This window comes from Rheinheimera tilapiae, assembly GCF_042432165.1.
Taxonomy (GTDB): Bacteria; Pseudomonadota; Gammaproteobacteria; order Enterobacterales; family Alteromonadaceae; genus Pararheinheimera; species Pararheinheimera tilapiae.
Genome location: NZ_JBHLXP010000001.1, coordinates 669,300 through 688,221, shown reverse-complemented (window position 1 = coordinate 688,221; position 18,922 = coordinate 669,300). Strand labels below are relative to the sequence as shown.

General features: G+C 43.6%; 13 protein-coding genes and 1 pseudogene. All 14 read right to left on the bottom strand.

The genetic code is table 11. From position 1 onward, the window contains the following. Positions 1 to 84: 84 nt before the first annotated feature. Positions 85 to 1,329 (bottom strand): alginate O-acetyltransferase AlgX-related protein, encoded by a 1,245-nt coding sequence (locus ACFFJP_RS02925; RefSeq protein WP_377240326.1) that lies wholly within the window; start codon positions 1,327 to 1,329, stop codon positions 85 to 87. A 107-nt stretch (positions 1,330 to 1,436) separates the two neighbouring features. Further along, positions 1,437 to 2,246, bottom strand: a complete 810-nt coding sequence (locus ACFFJP_RS02920; RefSeq protein WP_377240323.1) for an SGNH/GDSL hydrolase family protein — start codon at positions 2,244 to 2,246, stop codon at positions 1,437 to 1,439. Positions 2,247 to 2,296: 50 nt separating this feature from the next. Beyond that, positions 2,297 to 4,774, bottom strand: coding sequence for a glycosyltransferase family 2 protein (locus ACFFJP_RS02915; RefSeq protein WP_377240320.1), 2,478 nt, complete (start codon positions 4,772 to 4,774; stop codon positions 2,297 to 2,299). Between the two features lie 1,587 nt (positions 4,775 to 6,361). Then, a pseudogene (locus tag ACFFJP_RS02910) lies at positions 6,362 to 6,922 on the bottom strand (class I SAM-dependent methyltransferase); the annotation flags it as partial. 626 nt (positions 6,923 to 7,548) lie between these two features. Continuing rightward, positions 7,549 to 8,208: an HAD family hydrolase gene (locus ACFFJP_RS02905; protein ID WP_377240317.1), complete on the bottom strand. Its 660-nt coding sequence runs from the start codon at positions 8,206 to 8,208 to the stop codon at positions 7,549 to 7,551. Continuing rightward, the gene (locus ACFFJP_RS02900; RefSeq protein ID WP_377240314.1) at positions 8,205 to 8,945 is read right to left on the bottom strand and encodes a 3-deoxy-manno-octulosonate cytidylyltransferase; all 741 of its coding nucleotides are present in this window, start codon (positions 8,943 to 8,945) and stop codon (positions 8,205 to 8,207) included. The genes ACFFJP_RS02905 and ACFFJP_RS02900 overlap by 4 nt, the downstream gene beginning before the upstream one ends. Next, a complete protein-coding gene (locus tag ACFFJP_RS02895) occupies positions 8,942 to 10,549 on the bottom strand; it encodes an aldolase catalytic domain-containing protein (protein ID WP_377240312.1) in 1,608 nt (535 codons plus the stop codon). The genes ACFFJP_RS02900 and ACFFJP_RS02895 overlap by 4 nt, the downstream gene beginning before the upstream one ends. Position 10,550: 1 nt before the next feature. Further along, a complete protein-coding gene (locus tag ACFFJP_RS02890) occupies positions 10,551 to 12,401 on the bottom strand; it encodes a hypothetical protein (RefSeq protein ID WP_377240310.1) in 1,851 nt (616 codons plus the stop codon). A gap of 1 nt (position 12,402) precedes the next feature. Continuing rightward, positions 12,403 to 14,784 carry a glycoside hydrolase family 99-like domain-containing protein gene (locus ACFFJP_RS02885; protein ID WP_377240308.1) on the bottom strand — a complete coding sequence of 794 codons (2,382 nt, stop codon included), beginning with the start codon at positions 14,782 to 14,784 and terminating at the stop codon, positions 12,403 to 12,405. Positions 14,785 to 14,839: 55 nt separating this feature from the next. Next, complete coding sequence (gene rfbC / locus ACFFJP_RS02880; RefSeq protein ID WP_377240306.1) at positions 14,840 to 15,382, bottom strand: dTDP-4-dehydrorhamnose 3,5-epimerase; 543 nt, start codon at positions 15,380 to 15,382, stop codon at positions 14,840 to 14,842. 27 nt (positions 15,383 to 15,409) lie between these two features. After that, entirely contained in the window at positions 15,410 to 16,618 is a 1,209-nt protein-coding gene (locus ACFFJP_RS02875) for a YncE family protein (protein WP_377240304.1), read from the bottom strand. Between the two features lie 76 nt (positions 16,619 to 16,694). After that, on the bottom strand, positions 16,695 to 17,573 hold the full coding sequence (rfbA, locus tag ACFFJP_RS02870) for a glucose-1-phosphate thymidylyltransferase RfbA (protein WP_377240301.1): 879 nt from the start codon (positions 17,571 to 17,573) through the stop codon (positions 16,695 to 16,697). 45 nt (positions 17,574 to 17,618) lie between these two features. Next, on the bottom strand, positions 17,619 to 18,539 hold the full coding sequence (gene rfbD / locus ACFFJP_RS02865; RefSeq protein ID WP_377240299.1) for a dTDP-4-dehydrorhamnose reductase: 921 nt from the start codon (positions 18,537 to 18,539) through the stop codon (positions 17,619 to 17,621). Continuing rightward, the coding region (locus tag ACFFJP_RS02860; protein ID WP_377240296.1) for a GDP-mannose 4,6-dehydratase at positions 18,536 to 18,922 on the bottom strand (387 nt) is incomplete at its 5' end. The genes ACFFJP_RS02860 and rfbD, both read right to left, overlap by 4 nt.

Here is an 18,922-nt window from a genome sequence, read left to right as displayed (position 1 = left end):
GCAAGATATTGTAAAAAACCAACAGCAGGGACGCCAAATACGACGCCCCTATATTCCATCGCATCCAACAACGATACGCATCCGTTAGCTGGTTGACGCACTCTCAAGATAATCTTGCAAAATTGTGGCTGCAGGTATCGCCGCGGTCGAAGCTTTAGATGCTGCGGTTGCGACGAAAATGCTGCGGTCATCAGGTGTCATGACATTGAGTTTTTGTTGCAACACCGATTTCAGCCGGTATTTAAACACCGGAGACCGTAGCACGTAACGCGCGTTGGTTTGACTGACCAATATATCAGGCTGCAAAAGCTGACACAGCTCTTCATCGATACTGCCTGAAGTGTGAATAAAAGTGATCTGGCGGAAAATCCTGACCAGATACTCCAACATGGTATAACCCGACGACGACGCAAACATCAGACAATGTTTGTCTACCGCAGCAGTTTGGTTTTCAATGACCATAGCGCGCCCAAAGTTAGGTAACGCATTGTCATATTTAATAAATTTATGGTGAAAAAAGGTGGTCAGAAAAAACTCTTCAGTAAAAATTGGCGGGTAAATTTTATTGCCGAGATCACCGATACTCTGCCGCCCCTGATACTGATCATGCTGAAATAACAGCTCAAGTGCAGATTTGTCGTAACCCAGCTGCTCAGCTACTAATACTGACGCAATTTTGCCGCCAAAAGCCGACCAGTGGGTATCATTCAGCCGGAAACTACGAAGCTGTGTCTGCCTTAACTGCTGCACCGGATACACCAGAGGAAAATTGGCTGGCGCCATCGCCAGTACCTGTTCAACCGCAGTGACATCGGCTTTGGGGTACGGATAGTGCTCCGGAAACACCGCTTCTTTTGATGGCGCTATTAATAACGCATGCGGAATATGCAAGCGCTGACAAAAATCCTGGCTCTGCTGCAGATAATTCTGCCAGCCCGCTTTAGTTTCTTTACTCAGTAACAATCTGCCGGTGTGTTGTTCCACGCTCTGGTTAGTATCATTGTCGAGAAACAACCAATTGTCGGTGCCAAACAATACTTTGAATTCACCACAAACCCGGCCTTGCACCAATACACAGCTGAAATCAACGCTGACAATTCCCAGTTCAAATTCGGCACTGCGTAGCGCAGCGTGAAAAGCAAAACCACAGTGTAACTGCGGGTGGCCTTCGGCCTGCTCATGCAACACACGCTCGATCACATCTGATCTTTTGTTCGCTAACGGAAAATAACTGAGTTCTTCACCCTGTTTGAGGTAAACCTGTGTCCCTTGCGGTGCATGTAACAGCCAGCCCTGAAAATACACCCCACTATCACGGAGCTCAGTCATGGTTGCAGCCTGTTCAACTGCCGGAAAATCTAAACACCACCGAATGTGACCTGACGATGCAGGCGGCATCTTTGTCAGCGAAATATGATATGAACTCAAAACAACACCTAATTAACAGAAACACACTGGCGGCTGGAAATACGCTGCATCACCGCATCAAACACAATCTGATGGCCAGCGTCTGTCAGATGCACGCCATCCCCGGCATTATACTTCGCGGCAAGATTCCCTTCTGCATCGACAAGCTGCTGATAGACATCAACATAGCAGGCACCAACCAACGGCCGGAGTATAGAATCCAATTCCAGTAGTTTTGCCTGTTGTTCTTTGGCGATGTTTCGGGGCTGAGCCGACAACATCAATACCGGAATGTTCTTTTGCGCAAATTGCCAACGCAACAGCAGCAGGTTGGCGGCAGCTTCAGTCACACTGTAGCCCACGGCAATGTCGTTACTCGGATACGACAAAATGACCAGATCCGGTTTATATTCCAGTGCCTTTTCGAAGTTATGTTCAGGTGCAGTTTTTGGCCGATCGCTGCTGACCACACATGCCGAACTAAGCGCCTGATAAGTCAGGTCGCCACCACGCGCAATATTATGAATGGTTGCCGTGGCGGCCACTGTGGATTTTTTTAACAACCCAACCCAACTTTTTTCCGGCACAGATGCACCGGCGCCAAAAGCTGATGATGAGCCCATCACCACCCAATCAGACGGCGGACTTACCGCCCAGGGCAATGTCTGCGACAACTTCACCTTAAAGCCACCGCAACTGACTTTAGCATTACTAAATGGCGGATCTGTCGGCTCTGGCGGCACCACAACATCAGGTGCTGACGTAGAACCAGAGCCACAAGCGCTGAGCCAGATGGACAACGCCACTACTGTTATCCTGCGCAGGATCTTCATTTGCATTTACATCTCCAGGGAGTTGTTGCGCCATATCTGTAAAATGGCGCAACATCTCATAGTTCAATAGAAAAGTCGTCTTTGGTTCTGGTCAGATGCGGATTGTAATAAGGATCTTCGGCAAGCTGTCGCTGCCAGACCGTCATCATATAGTCCACTTCGGCTTTAAATCTGGCCTGCTTTTCCGGTGTATCTTCAGCGCCGCGGCTGACCGATTCATGGTGGTAAAGCTCAGCATACGGCGTCCACAGATTACGATAGCCAGCCTCACGTACCTTTAAACAAAAATCGACATCGTTAAAAGCCACTTTTAACGCGGTTTCATTTAATCCGCCAACCTGCTGGTAAATCTCTCTTTTCACCAGCAATACAGCAGCAGTTACGGCCGACAAGTTTTGCGGGCAGACCAGCCGGGCAAAATAACCAAAGGCTCTGCGTGGGAACATTTTGTGCGAATGGTTTGCAACACCACCAATCCCCAAAATGACACCGGCATGCTGGATCAGGTCATTGCTGTAATACAGCTTCGCACCGACACAACCAATGTCAGGCCTAATGGCATGGCTGACCATTTCCGTTAGCCAGTTTGGACTTATCACTTCGATATCATTATTGATTAAGCCGACCAATTCACCATCGGTTGAACTGACACCAAAGTTATTAATCGCTGAGTAATTAAACGGATAATCGTACGACAGCACTTTAACCCTGCGGTCTTGCTGAGTGATCTCGGCAAAAAACTGTAAGGTCTCATCTTCAACACTGCCGTTATCAAGAATGACAATTTCGTAATTGGGATAACTGGTTTTTTCCAGGATGCTGCGCACCGCAACTTCGACCAGCTCACAACGATCGCGGGTCGGAATCAACAAACTGACTTTTGGCGCATGCACAGGGAGCGGCCAGTACAGCCGATAGGTATTTGGCACAATACCGGCTTCAACCCGGATCCCGGCAGGCCCCTGCACCGCAAAATAATCAGTCAGCGCTTTGATGCCTGCCAGCGTTGTGTAACTTTTTTCTCCAGATGCCAAGGCAGTGGAGCCTTCCAGCATCCGCCAGTGATATAAAATCCGTGGAATATGATGGATCTGATCATGCTGTACATGTGGCAGACAGCGCAGCAACAAATCCTGGTCCTGTGAACCTTCAACACCAGCTCTGAAACCACCAATTTTTTCGATCAGGCTGCTGCGGTATACCCCCAGGTGCGACACATAGTTCTGAGCGAAAAACAAATCCGGATTCCAGTCACTTTTAAAGTGCGGCTCGGACCGCCGCCCCTGCAAATCAATTTTATCTTCGTCACTGTAGAAAATCTGACCATCGGGGTATTGATTGATCGCTTCTGCCATAAAAAACAGCGCATCTTTTGCCAACAGATCATCATGATCAAGTAGTGCAATAAAATCGCCGCTGGCTAACGCAATAGCAGAATTCGATGCGCGGGAAATATGACCATTCTCTTCACGTTGAAACACTTTGATCCGGCGGTCATTGGCTGCATATTCCTGCAGTATCTCCATTACATGTGGCTTTGGCGAGCAATCGTCCGCAATGCATAACTCCCAATGTGGGTACGATTGCGCCAGCACTGAATCGATACATGCTTTCAGGTACTGTGCGTCCGTATTGTAAGTGGGCATGATGACGCTAAACAGTGGCTGGGCATCGAACGAATCAATCCGCTGTTCAACCTGTATTCTGGTTAGAAGACCAGGTTGCTCTTTGTCATTGATCCAGTGCTGATAACTGAGCCTGCTTTTACTATCACTAACAAATGCATCATAGCGCTGATACAACGAAACTAAATCAACCGACTGAATTGAAGACAAATCCTGACGATGTTTCGATAAGTACTGCTGGCAATAAAGGCTGAATGCTGAAGAGTCCACTTCAGTCAGACTAAATTTGGCAAGTTCAAAATGTACTGTGATTTCAAGCGGATCAAACCGAATATGCTTTGCACCAGCGCGTAAATAAATAAAACGCGACGACTCGGTATTAAAAGGCACCGAAAAATGAATGCAATCAGTTTCGTTAAAACCATCACCATAATCGATATAGAGTTTGCTGGCCGTACCAGCAGTCTCAGCTTGCGCATTGATGTGAAGTTCGAATAGATAATATCCGGCGACCAGATTTCGTTTTGACAGATCAAAATGAAACTGCGGATCTTCATTCAAAGACTGCCATTCGTCACACACTAACTTTCTAACATGAATTGCATCAGACATCATTTCCGCAGTCAGCAAAGCACCTGTACCCAAAGGTGCCGCATCTGCTTGACAATGAATAAGATAATGCAAAAACGCACTGCCTTGGACTGTAGGATTTGCAATAAGATACTGACGGCAATTGAAACCAGGACCTGGATCGCGTTGTAACACACTACCGATCAACAAGTAGTGCATCGCAGGTGACATCCCGGTCAGTGCTACATCAGGGAAGCGGCTTTGATACCAGTGCGGGTCAAAAAGTGCTGACCCAGTAAGACGATTAAGCAAAGCCTGATTGGCAACAATAGATTTCATAAATCCAACAATCACTAAATCCTATGAGAAACGCAGAGTGCCTTATAAAAAACTCTGCAGGCTGACGGTCAGCGTCCCGCCATGCGATAAGGCAGCGAGTACCTGCTCTGGCAAATCTAACTCGAACTGCGGGTCATATCCCTCGCTTAATAAGCAAATCGGACTGTTTTCACCACCAGTCCGGTAGAACGACAACTGTCCTACGTGCTTTAACCCGCTAACGTTAAAATCCCATTGCCATAACAACTTCGCATTAGAATCATGCAACGCCAATGCAGACAAGACAAAGCACCCAGGGCAGTCAGCGATATCAAGCCGGAATCTGCGATAGGATTCACTCTTTCGGGCAATGTTCAGAACAACATGCTGAACCTTGCTACTCGAACTAAATGTTTTTTTATAACTTCTGTCTTCAGAGAATCCGTCATCAGAAGTGGACCAGTATGCTGTCATACCAATATGACGTTCATCAGTATTCGCGTTGCCGGTACGTCTTACCTTAAAAGGCTTTAATTCAATAGCAGCCTTGCTCAGATTATCATCTGGCTCATATCCTTTTGAGGCTCTGGAGAGGTTTTCAAAGACTGGAACAAAAAGCGCGTAGTCCTGCTCGGTCAACTGGTAACCACAATATCGCATCAACGCATTTAACAATGCATCGCGCCGCACGAATGTTGGATCAGCTGGTTGTGCAACGGAAGTAACTGCACTAAGTGTCACCACTAACCCGCGATACAGCACCATCGGCAATGGTAATGGGTGCGGTAACGTCCATTCCAGATCGATAAATTGATGAAAGCCTGTGTCTATCACCATTAAATTTCTCGGTATCGCATCAATGTAATTTGACGGCACATAGCGGTCATAACCTGACCAGTCTAGGGGAAGCTCGGCTTCAGGTGACGCAGCAAGTATCAACGCATCCAGCCAAGGTTGTAACCAGGCTTCAACTTCGGCAAGCGTCCAGCCATTGCGCTGTAACACTTTGTGCAACATCTGACTGTGTAAGGTGCCATGTTGATAATTTTCAATCGTCTGCTCTGCACTGCCAACAGTTTGCGACAATCTGCGACGAGCAATACTGATTTCTTCGTTCTCTTGAAAGAATATCAGTTCCTGACTGGTAGACTCAGTTCGTTTTGGCGAATAGTAAGATGCCAGCACTTTAGAGTCAGTTGTGTTCAACGCGCCATGTCTATGTGCAACAAATAGATGAGAATTTGCCAAATCCGCCGCCAGCCCATTTCTGGCGATCAATGGCCAGGCACTCTCCAAAGAAAATAGAGGAGATGCAACACCTTGCCGGTCATAAAATACGGAACAAGACAACAACGTGCCAAGATCCCAATTTTGCCTGGTTTTATAACCTTGCGGATGCACAATCAAACAAGGCAGTTTGTAATCAGGGAAAGGTAGATAGGTTTCAACTGCAGAAAAGCCGGCTTGAACCAACCTGTCTTCCAGTTCCTTCTTCCCAAAAGTCACAGCTGTATTATGTTGATATAAATCATTGATACCAGACATCACGCCAACGCCATGATCCTCCGGAGCGCCGGCGAAGTACTTGAGCCCCAGTTGGTTTTCAATCGCAACAATCAGCACCCCATCATCCTTCAGATAGGACAATGCTTTTTGCAAAACATATTGGATAGGCTCATCCGCCTCAACATAAATATTCGAGTATTCCAACACACCAATCAATGTGACAACATCAAACTGACCCGCAAATGGAACATCCTGCAGCTTGTCCAATACAAAAGTTACATTATCCAGATCACGGCAACGTTCTGCTGCGATAGTTGCACGTTGCTGACTCCCCTCGACTGCGACTACCATTTTCGCGGTTTCACCAAGAAAGCGAGTAATAGCACCACAACCACACCCTAATTCAAGTACTGTACTTTGGCGTAATTTGTCGGTAAAAGGCCGCAGCAGATTGACCCGGTCAGCAGACAAGTGATACTCACTGGGCCAGTCGGTCTGATGCTTCAGTAATTCCTGTGAGAACACACTGACATCGTTACAACCCTTTACTGCATGAAGTATTCGCTGTTCAATTGCATCGCCATCGGTATATAGAAATTCATGCGACTGATCTTTACGCCAAATCTGCAATGTGTCGTCAAACACATAATGTGATCTGAGCATTAAATCGACGTCCTCTATCTCAGCTACGGAGACAGGCTGGATAAACTCAATGGACGGAACCATTCCTTTAATTTTGTTTCGAAAATCAGACTGAAGTTGCTCAATTTGATGGCGGGTCCTTGCAGTTACTACCGCAGGAACAGCGATGCCCGGCAACGCGATCTCAGCAGCCTCGCTGAAACGAGCTTTGGCACCGGCTAAATTATCCGGGTATGCAATTACCGACGCAATAGCAAGGGTGTTATACACACCACTAACCATCACTCTGGCTATATCCGCTTTGTGTCCGCCCCACTGCAGAGCTAATGTCTGGAAGATCTCACCTTTATTAAAATCCCCAAGTTGATAACAAGCTGCGGCTATGTAAAGTGCACACTCAGCACGTCCATCAACGTTTTCAATGTCTTGCTCCGAAAACATTTCAAGGGCACGCCAGTCACCTAACTGCCAATGTAATCTGAGTTTTTGTAATAAGGTATCACCAAAGTCGGCAGCTCTAGGCGCTTTGCCCGGTATTGTTGCGCTCCGACTCGTAACCGATTTACGGGGCTGCTTTATCTTTTCAGTTTTCGAGGTAGCTGGCATTACTGGTTGATTCTCGCAAAAAACAGCAAACTAACAATTAGTCACTGGTTGGCTGACAACAATAGTTTTTGAATTGATTCAAAAGATGTGATTTTATTTGAGGCACAGTAGTTTGACCAACCGTCAAATTCTGACCAGCCATGTAAAAAAAAGAAATCAAGTTTTGAATTCTCAGCCGCGACGTGGTCGTAACGACTATCCCCCAAAAACAATGCAGGTACGTGAATATTGTTATTTGTTAACTCCCGCATCAAAATCTCTTCTTTACTATCCGGACTGCCAAAAATACCGCCATTAAAAAGCTCAGCCAAACCCCGAAGCGCAAAAACTTCCCGCAATTCTTGCTGGTCTCCGCCGGACACGATTACCCAATTAGCATTGCAAGTATACTGACGAAGCTGCCACAATCCATCAGCTATATCACAGTTAAGCAGCCCGAGGCGCACTTGCGTAGCATATGCTTCAAGCAATTCTTGTCGATTTGGTCCTGTCCTGTTTCCAGCAATATTGGCTAAAAACCAGTCAAACTTCTTATACCGGGAGATACCACCCCGAGCGAGATGATAATCGACCAACGATTGCGCGGCAGCAGCACCATAAGGCAATGCAGCCTGATAAAACGCAGCAGTTTTAACTTTATTGGAATCGAGTACGACGCCATCACAATCGAATACAAGTGTTTTATACGAATTTAAATTCATCCAACATGCAACCGCTTTAATGCTGCTTCTACTGGCGCCACGTCAGCCGGTACATCCACTGCCAAACTACCAGACTGAGTTTCATACATCTGAATTTTTCTTCCAAGTTCAAAAAAACGTAGGATTTCAATATCCTCACTATACTCAAGCTCACTTTTTCGACCAAAAGCCTTAAAGGCCAAAAGTTCTTCAGCAGTAAAGGCATAAATACACACCTGTTTCTTAAACCGTGTTGGTGCGTATTTTGATTCTTTGAAACCCGGTAAGGTTTTACGTGACATATACACCAATATATTGTCTTCAGTCGTAATAACCTTAGGTATATTGACGCTTTCAGGGCATTCGTGCTCGGAGATCCAGCAATATCCATTCACAATATTACTCATGTCCTGCTTTTTAATCGCAATTGCCTTACGAATGTCATCCGGGTCGACAATAGGCTCGTCGCCCTGAACATTGATAAAAATATCTGCGTTTAGCTGTAATGCAGCCTCCGCTAACCTGTCAGTGCCGGTAAGACACGAAGTAGATGTCATCAATGCCTGAAAACCTGCATCCTTCACAACTGACTCGATTCGAGTATCATCCGTTGCGATGTACACATTTTCTTTACCAACGGCTTTAGCAGACAGTTCTGCAACCCATAACACCATAGGCTTTCCCAATAACGGAATGAGCGGCTTTCCTGGATAGCGACTGGAAGCGTATCTGGCGGGGATCAACACTACGGCCCTCATTCAACCTCCTGCATCGCATACACTGATATTGTTGGAACATTGTAGCTGGTTGGCGTTATCGAAATTACATCCAACATAGACGCGTCTTTATACAACTCAAAAACGGTTTGCATTTCTTTGGTTCTTGGATCGTCAGCACCATAGCCATCAAACCCTGCTAGTAAAATTCGAGTTGCTTTCCCGCTTGTGGCAAGCGCTAGGGCGTAGCTGATGACCAACGAGTTTGGTAATACAGCATTAGTTTCAGAAAACCGGAAAGTCGCGGTCTTAACCATTAACCCAAAATCAAGCAGAGCTTTATCACCTAACGCGGCCAGAACATCTGCAGGTAATGCAGAAACCGGAGTGATCAAAGGCTGAGGTAAAGCAGTGTGTGCAACGCAATCAGCGAGAAGACGGACCGGGTGACAAGCGACCCTAAAGTCAATCAACCCCTGCATAACTGCAGACTGTGTATTCAAAGCGATGACAATCGGCTTATACAAACCGATAAAACGTTCGATCGCTGACTTGTGAGCAGATACACCTGAACCGGCACCAAGAACCAAAACCTCTCTTCCAGCCATCAAAGCCGCAGGCGCCCAATTGCCGCGAGGTTCCTCCTGATACAAATGTCTGGCTGCGTCCAGCGCATTAAAACTAAACTTAGCGCCACCTTCCGACTTTAAATGGCTAATGGCGGCAAGGATATCTTCCTCAGAGAATCGTGAGTCACTCAGCATTTCCTGAATATAAGTCGGGTGAATACCATATTTTCCAGACAAATAATAATATGGGTTTGTCCCCCACCCACACTGATTTTTAAGTGGCTGAAAGTAGCTGCGGATAATATTCATCAGCGGTACTAAGTTGATACTTTGACAACGCTTTTCAGCGATTTCTATGACAAGCTCTTCTGTACGGGCATTACCCGGGCCGCGCCCCATACCAGTTACAGTGGCATCCAGCCAAGTTGCACCATCATTTATAGCTTGCAGAGTATTTGATAGAGCTAATCCCATATTATCATGAGTATGCACGCCAATAGCACCCTGCCAATGCTTACGCAACCATCCGATTATTTGTGTTGTTTGTGCTGGGTTCATGCTTCCCATACTGTCAGCAAAGTACAAAGCATCTATGGAATAATGACTTGCTTCGTGCGATAAGCATTCTATTTCAGCCTGAGTACGTCCGGCAATTTGCATCAGATTAAAGCCAACGATAAATCCACGTTTCTTTAGCCAATTACAGGCAGGTAGGGCTTTTGAGAACTCATGCGTGTGACAAGCGATTCGAACAACATCAACTAACGATTCTTGAGAGTCTCGGGGAAATAACTTTTTCAAGACTTCGTCTTGCGGAATTTCACCAACTAACTCTGCAGCATTAACCATTACAGCTACTTTCAAACCAACAGGAATAGTCAGAGTTCTAAGATAGCTATCTGTCGTGTAAGCATTCGCACCTTTAAAGTCGGTATTAATTAACGAACGCAAACCTAGTTCAACAATATCAATGCCAGCAGTATTCATGGCATTCAAATATTGGTTAGTAACCTCTAAAGGGAAATTCCAGTCGTTATAATAACCGCCGTCACGAAGAGTGCAATCGAGCACGACCATATTAGTCACCTATATTAAGAATATTTGCAATGCACTTGTATACATCCTGCCAATCCATGCTGACATTTGAAAAGTCCCACGACTTGTCAACTGAAACCTGTCGAACCAACGAAGATGGTACTTCAATAATAGAATAATGCACATGTAACAGTTTTTGACTTTCCAAAATAACGGGTGATACGTAGACAACCCCCTTTTTCCGGAGAAATGCTGATGGGTACATAGAGTCAGTGGCGTATGAAGTAAAAAATATATCAACAGAACTAGCGTAAATTAATTTCTGCCGAGCTGTTAAACCCGACGAATTAATAAATAACACATCGTCAACCCCCGAACTAATGGCATCAAAAATAACCCTCTCGCTTGCCGAGATATAAAAATCTTGATCATTTGGGTTCAACGGAAAAGTTCTACCATCAATAATGACAGTAATAGTCTTAAACGAATTTTTAAGTTCATTTATTAACGAACGAACCCCAGAAACTTGCTCCACCCATTGTCGCTTTTCAGATGAGACGCCAATCCATATAACTAGGTTTCCGCTTGTTAGCGGACTAAAATTCTCTAACGCTTCTAAATCTGACTCTATTGATTTAGTTACAAAATTAGATAAATCTGTAAAGCGGGCTCGAACTTCATCTCTGAAACTATCAATTGAATATTCGCTTTTCGTAAGATTAACAATTGGTAGACTCGGAGCTAGGAAATAACCACATTTCTCATGTGCCAAACTATTAACACCATATTCAGGCAAAGATGTAAAATTAGAAATATTTGGAAAAAACGCCAAATTATAAAAATCAAATCCACAAACAGAAACTGCATCGAATGTTAATTCAGAACTTTGACTAAGCTCAAAAACACCATTTAAATAGTCGTAAAAATAATGATAAGGCCTCGAATGCGACACGTTCAAACCAAGAAAGCTCTGATTATCGCAAGATAGATTACCCGGATGAAATTTCGAAACATTACAAAACAAATCAAACAATGAGTCCACTACAACATTCACCCAAGACTCAACAGACAGCTTTAAAATCAAATAACGTGAAGGATAAATCAAGCACACCACACCACTATGCTGAGCCAAGTAAAAACAACACTCGCCATTTGAAAATAATACATAATTAATGTCCCCAACGACATAACTCCGTATTGGACTGAAATAATCACCAGAAAATATATCCGCTATACGGCAACAAGCCTGAGAACTCATATTTATTAGGCGAATAGAAAAATCATGCGACTGATAGTCTTCGACTATATTAAAGTAATCGATAGACATTTCTGCATTGTAGTATTCGAGGCACTCTTCAATATTCTTCACAGAAAATTGTGCCGATATACTCTTAAAGAAACCAAAGAACAATTGTTCAGTTATTAAATTATTCTGGTAAAATTCCCTGCTTGAAAATCTATCTGAGTGCAACTGCTCGAGAAAACTACGACATAACTGAGTTTCTTGCACACTAGTAAGTGTAAATTTACTAGCATGCCATATTGTGAAAACATCAGCACCTATGACAATAGACACATCAAAAGCAGAGGCTAAGCTCGTAAGTTCAGGTTCAATCTTGAAAAAAAATCCAAGTCTGAAATCTGCATCCAAATTCAACGTTGCATTGACATCGGGTCTAATGAAATCTAAGTCATATATCCCAAGTATATCGGAACCAGTCGTAACTTGAATGTAAATACAATCCTCAGAGTCAGAGAAAAACCAACCAGAGAATGTTACTTCGTCTAGACTTAATTGTATCTCGCCACTTGGAAAGTCAAAACCACCAATAACTTTATTATACAAACTAACATGCATTTCTTTGTCATATGCCATTAAAAATGCATCGACCATTTTAGACCCCAGGTACTACACTTGAATTAAATCCATTACTACAGACAATAGTATGCAATATACGCTCGATTCCATGTGCAAGAGTACCATCAGCAAGCCCTTCTTCAGGCTCAAATAGATGATCTTGTATTTTCTCAATGCCATTCAACGCTTCGGGTCTAAACCAATACATAGACCCAGCAGGAAAAACGCTAAATTCGAATTCAATTTCAAGCAATTCTGCCAAAGAGTATACGATATCCCTGTCATACATCATGTTTTTGTCAGAATGCTCAATCAGGTATTTTTCCAGTGTAATTAACCCGACTTTATTTTTGTCATTTTTAAGCATCTGAACTATCTCAGAAATTCGTTCTTTGTTTCCTAGCAATGCATCAAATATTTCATCTCTAATCTTGTCACCGTCCTGACGGTAAACACTCTTTTTTGAATGAATCTTGCAGACAGCTGAGTAACCAAAATATTTAATCTGACTATACACCTCAATGAATGGCCTTATATCGCGACCTCGGTTCTCAACAAGTGTAATCTGAGCGTTAGGGAAGCTACAGAGTATATTCTCGACAATATTATTGCTCGTATTAGTGATTGTCACATAAAGATCAAAACCAATACTGCTCATGTTTTCAAGGTACTTAAGAATATCAAACCAAACATCTGTGTAATGAATGTGTATTACAACAGCGTATGCGTTTGTTCGGTTTTTTATTTTCTTGCCTAGAACTTTTGAGTTATTCGCATCAAACTCTTTCAACACGTCGAAAGTCGTTTGTAAATATGAATAACCTTTGCGCCTGTCTGGTTCTAAATGCGTGCCTTCTGCCCATTCATTCCAAGCATTTACAAACACTATTTTCTCATCATCATTAAATTGATCATCGTTGAAAACTTGATGTGTTATGTTGGATAACCACTGCTTGTACTTTAACATCGTAAAATTCGCAAAAATGTGACTCGCATTCTGCTTTCTCGCAGTGTTATCCCAAGACAACATTGCTGTCCTAAATTTTTTGTAATCTACACGAGGCTGCGTGCAAGAATTTTTAACTACTTCGTCATATGAGTAGATGTTACCTTCAAAATTGTCATTCGTAATTTCTAACATGTCATTTATTCTATTACTCTTGACTGTATGCGGCGGAAACTCCATTGCTGCATCAAAACCATATTCTTTAGGATCTTTAAATCCGAAAGTTTGCGCGCCAATCACATATATACCTTCAAACCCTGCTTGTTCGACTTTACGACGCCATAAAGAAATTGTTGCAGCCATGTCAGGGATAATATTGGCCCGATAAACAATGAGAACAGGTTTGTTATTTATTTTAATGTAACGAGAGTCATTAAAATATTGGAACATGTGTTCGATAAATTTTATGGAATCTTCTTCACAGTGATTCTGACCAATTAAAACGTCATTTTCTGCGCCATCCCAACGCCTAGTCCAATTTTCATTAGCCCATGTTATACAAAAGTTTATGTCGATTTCTTTATGTTTTAATAAAATCTCAAATGGTCGATGCATAAGAACTTTGCCATCAAACCAATAATAATAGAAATTGAATCCGTGAATTCCATAGTTTTTTGCTAGTTCTGCTTGTTCTGCCATAACCTCAGGAACTCGAAGATCGTAATACCCATTGTGGATTGGATAGTGGGGTTGGTAATGACCTGAAAAATTTGGCTGTGCTTTGGTTACATTTGTCCACTCAGTAAAACCTTTGCCCCACCATGTATCATTTTCAGGGAATGGATGAAACTGAGGTAGGTAAAATGCTAAAAGCTTCACTCCAGGTGAAATTTTTACATTCTCTTTGTATTCAACGAAACCTTCAGAAACGTCATCAAACTTAATTTTCTGAATATTCGCCTTTACCGATTCAGAAACTGCAGAAATTGAGAACTCTTTTGTCTTTCTCTTTTCATGCACCCCTAACTTTACATAGTGCAACAACGGTTCAAAGCCTGAATCTTTTACATCGTCATACTTTTCTAAGTAATAAACTGGGTCGAACCATGCATTCGGAAGACGACCTTCTCGCCACCCCCATGTAGAGTAGTGAGAAAACGGGTCAGTTCCAGAATTCATTATGTCGGGATAACGTTTCAAGTAGAATTCAATATCAAATGATTCTACGTATGCACTATGAAGGTCTTCAGTAGAACCGTTAACTTGCAAATCAGTCTGTGAAATCTCTGATATAACTGAATGTGAAGTACCCATTCGTGACTTGCACAGAGCAACATTTACCTCAACCATACTTATAAGCTCTGGCTGCTGTTCTATAACTTTTGAGTAATACTCTAATGCAGAAGAATAATCACCTGCCCTAAAACAAATATTAGCTTTTTGTAAATTTGTACATTCTTTATTATTCATCATTCAAGTACTTTCTCAGGTAAACACTGCGTTATTCAATATGGCGCTTAAATAAATATTAGTAATAGGGACATTCTATAAACAGCTTTCCTTTTGAATCTTTGTCTGAAAGCAGTGGCGGCCGATCAGAAATAGGCCATTTGATAGAGACTATTGGGTCGTTCCATAAAAGTGAACATTCAGAGTGTGGCGCATAATAGTCTGTGCATTTATACTGAAATTCAGCCATTTCACTAGTTACATAAAATCCATGAGCAAAGCCTGGCGGAACCCAAAGCATTTTTCTATTTTGCTCACTGAGATATTCACCTACCCACTTACCAAAAGTCGGGGAATCTTTGCGCATATCCACCGCAACATCAAATACCTCGCCTCGCGTAACACGCACCAATTTGCCCTGTGGCTGAGTCAATTGGTAATGCAATCCGCGTAATATGCCGTGCCCAGAGCTGGAGTGATTATCTTGCACGAAATTGTAATTACCGCAGTTTTTTACAAATTCTTCGTGCCGGAAGGTTTCCATAAAAAAACCTCGCTCATCCCCAAAAACTTTTGGTGTGATAATAATAACTTCAGGGATTTCGGTTTTCACATATTCCATCTATATAAACCTTCTAATTTTTGCAAATTAAGCATTGGCTCTTCTTTTAATGATATCTATATTCACATTCAAAAGCCGATAGAGTAAATCAGACTCTTCTTTTACTTTATGGTAGTAATATATAGCTAAGTCATTCATTTTTAGTTTCATAGCAGCATTCCCTTTTACCAGGTTTGTTTCTGCTGTAATGAAGTAATGTTCAGCAACGTACTCATTATTAAATTCAACCATTTTTGCAGGGTGAAATACACTAAGAGTCACTCCAGCATAGCTGTCAAAACCAGATTTACTTTCTGGGTATACATTTTTTCTTGTGATTGATTTGTCATTTGCTTTAGGCGAGAAAAACATCACCCTATTTGACTCAGCTGAATAATCAGATTCATTTTTTTCAGGCATACCAATAATATAACTGGCCTGCTCGTTTTCCTGCTGCACGAATTCAGTTGGTAATGCAATCGAACATACCCAAGTAGCATTATCAAAACTCGAAAAATAATAAGGTGTACTCATCGCAACAGGAAATTCAACTACGTCATATTCCCCAGTTGTGAAACCGTCGAGACATTTAGCCTTTAGTAATACCGATGGTGTAGCTGACAGGTAATACTCATTATCGATAAATGCAATTTCATTGAGACCATGTCTGCCAGTCAGCTTTTCAGATATCGTAATCTTATTTTTAAAACTAAAACCTGCGTCTATATCGTAAGTACAGATATCTCCATTAGCACCACAAACCAACAAATCATAATTAACAATACTAAAAGAGCGGCAATAGACCCCTGACAGTTCATTTAGCTTATGCCTGCCGTGCAACTTTAGTAACCCGTTGTTATTGACAAAGGTATATAGTTCTTGCGTATAGCTGCTTAGTACCATAAATATTTTCCGCTGTTGGCAAAAAACAACTTTATGCGGCCTGCTACCCACAGAAATAACGACCTGAATGAGTTCAAACGAACCATTCACCAATTTATAAACATTTAGTTGGTGCCGGTCAGTATTGTCCACGACAAAAAACTCACCATCACTGGCAATACTGTGAGGTCCAGACAATGTAATATCATCTAGCACCTGCCAATCGCAAACAGCATCATACATATGTTCAGAATACAAAACACGGTGATGCCAACAGTCAACAATAAAATAGTAACCATACAATTTTTCTATCTGAGTCGGTGTATATAACTCAGTTAGCTCAGTGTCTTTTACTAATTTTTGTTGAAATTTCATTAATAGCCGCGTTGCAACATGAAAAATATAATTAAGTTGGTAGTCCTGCTAACGTGGTTCAGCATAAGTTTTCTACTTAAAACGCAGAATGTTTTAGAAGATTCATTAAATATTGGCCATACTGTGTTTTCAGATAAAAACTGGCCTGATGTCTTAATTGTTCATTATCAATCCAGCCATTACGCCAAGCGATCTCTTCTAAACAAGCAATTTTCAACCCCTGACGGTGCTCAATGGTTTGCACATAAGAGCTGGCCTCCAGCAGTGAGTCATGGGTACCGGTATCCAGCCAGGCAAAACCGCGCCCCAGCCGTTCCACTTCTAACTGTTGTTGCTGTAAATAGACGTTATTGACGCAGGTAATTTCCAGCTCACCGCGCGACGAAGGTTTAATCGATTTGGCGATGTCTATCACTTGATTATCATAAAAATACAAGCCAGTTACTGCATAAGGAGATTTGGGCTGTGCTGGCTTTTCTTCAATAGAAAGAGCATGGCCATTGGCGTCGAATTCAACCACGCCAAAACGCTCGGGGTCATTGACCAGATAACCAAAAACCGTTGCCCCACTTTGTCTAGCCGAGGCGTTTTTCAACTGATGGCTAAAACCTTGGCCGTGGAAGATATTGTCGCCAAGTACCAAACATACCGGATCTCTGCCAATAAAGTCTTCACCAATGATAAAGGCCTGGGCCAACCCGTCCGGCGAAGGTTGCTCAGCGTATTGGAAACGCACACCAAACTGCTCGCCGCTGCCCAGTAATTTGCGAAAGCCCGGTAAATCTTCCGGTGTAGAGATAACTAAAATTTCGCGGATCCCGGCCAGCATCAGCACTGAAATCGGGTAATAGATCATCGGTTTGTCGTACACCGGCAACTGTTGCTTTGATACACCCAAGGTAATAGGGTGTAATCTGGTGCCGGAACCGCCGGCTAAAACTATACCTTTACGCATTAACAACCATCCTTATTCTCATCACTGCTCTTGTAACTGTTGTTACTATGAGCCCGATACTGCACTGTAATATTCATTAAATGTCTGCGCTAACTGGCTGTGCCAGTCTGGCAGGGTCAGACCAAATGTCTGCTCTAGTTTAGACAATTCTAATCTGGAATTGGCCGGCCGTTGGGCCGGTGTCGCATATTGTGCTGTGGTGATCGCGCTGAACTGCTGTTCTTGCAACGCCAGCGGTATTCCCGCCTGGCGCGCCATAGCAAAAATGGCATCAGCAAACTGATACCAGTTGGTATAGCCAGCGGCCGCCAGATGATATACACCACTTTTATCGCTGCTATGCTCATCGTTTTGCAGCAACAGCTGCTGTAGCACTAACGCCGTAACATTAGCGATCAAGCGCGCTGGAGTTGGGGCGCCAAATTGATCAGCAACCACACTGAGAGTTTCGCGCTGGGCGGCCAATTTCAGCATTGTTTTCATGAAGTTATTGCCACGGGCTGCATACACCCAGCTGGTGCGGAAAATCAGGTGGCGCGCACCGCTTTGGCTGATAGCCAGGTCGCCGGCCAGTTTACTGGCACCATAAACAGATAAAGGTGCTGTGACGTCATCTTCGCGCCACGGTTGTTCACCTGTGCCTGGGTAAACGTAGTCGGTGGAATAATGCACCAGCCAGCAGTTTTGTTGCCGGGCGATGGCAGCCAGCGCGGCCGGCAACGCCGCGTTCAGCAGATAGGCCGCGTCCTGCTCGGTTTCGGCTTTATCTACCGCTGTCCAGGCCGCAGCATTGACGATCAGATCTGGTTGCAATGCCAACACGCGAGCGCTGGTTGCTGCCGTATCGCTAAAATCTACATCAGCGCGACTCAGGCAAAATAACTGCCCGAGTGGTGCCAAACTACGTTGCAGCTCAAAACCGACCTGGCCATTTGGCGCTAACAATACAATGCGGCGCATCATCATTGCCCTGCCTGATTTTGTTGTTGTACTTGTTGATAAGTGTTGTCCAGAATTGCTTGCCACCAAAGCTGATTCTGCAAATACCACAATACGGTTTTGCGTAAGCCGGTTTCAAAGCTCTCCTGCGGCAACCATCCCAGTTCACTGGCAATTTTGCTGGCATCAATGGCATAACGCACATCATGGCCGGGCCGGTCTTTGACATAAGTGATGAGGTCAGCAAATTTTGCCACACCGGCTGGTTTGTGTGGCGCCAGCTCTTCCAACAACGCGCAGAGTGTAGTGACTACTTCAATGTTCTGCTTCTCGTTGTGGCCACCAATATTGTAGGTTTCGCCCACTTGCCCTGTCGTTGCAACCAGCACCAAAGCGCGGGCGTGATCTTC

Bases quoted from the DNA above. Each gene is read 5' to 3' on its own strand.
- ACFFJP_RS02925 (WP_377240326.1), bottom strand. From the start codon at position 1,329: ATGACTGAGCTCCGTGATAGTGGGGTGTATTTTCAGGGCTGGCTGTTA.
- ACFFJP_RS02920 (WP_377240323.1), bottom strand. From the start codon at position 2,246: ATGCAAATGAAGATCCTGCGCAGGATAACAGTAGTGGCGTTGTCCATC.
- ACFFJP_RS02915 (WP_377240320.1), bottom strand. From the start codon at position 4,774: ATGAAATCTATTGTTGCCAATCAGGCTTTGCTTAATCGTCTTACTGGG.
- ACFFJP_RS02905 (WP_377240317.1), bottom strand. From the start codon at position 8,208: ATGAATTTAAATTCGTATAAAACACTTGTATTCGATTGTGATGGCGTC.
- ACFFJP_RS02900 (WP_377240314.1), bottom strand. From the start codon at position 8,945: ATGAGGGCCGTAGTGTTGATCCCCGCCAGATACGCTTCCAGTCGCTAT.
- ACFFJP_RS02895 (WP_377240312.1), bottom strand. From the start codon at position 10,549: ATGGTCGTGCTCGATTGCACTCTTCGTGACGGCGGTTATTATAACGAC.
- ACFFJP_RS02890 (WP_377240310.1), bottom strand. From the start codon at position 12,401: ATGGTCGATGCATTTTTAATGGCATATGACAAAGAAATGCATGTTAGT.
- ACFFJP_RS02885 (WP_377240308.1), bottom strand. From the start codon at position 14,784: ATGATGAATAATAAAGAATGTACAAATTTACAAAAAGCTAATATTTGT.
- rfbC (WP_377240306.1), bottom strand. From the start codon at position 15,382: ATGGAATATGTGAAAACCGAAATCCCTGAAGTTATTATTATCACACCA.
- ACFFJP_RS02875 (WP_377240304.1), bottom strand. From the start codon at position 16,618: ATGAAATTTCAACAAAAATTAGTAAAAGACACTGAGCTAACTGAGTTA.
- rfbA (WP_377240301.1), bottom strand. From the start codon at position 17,573: ATGCGTAAAGGTATAGTTTTAGCCGGCGGTTCCGGCACCAGATTACAC.
- rfbD (WP_377240299.1), bottom strand. From the start codon at position 18,539: ATGATGATGCGCCGCATTGTATTGTTAGCGCCAAATGGCCAGGTCGGT.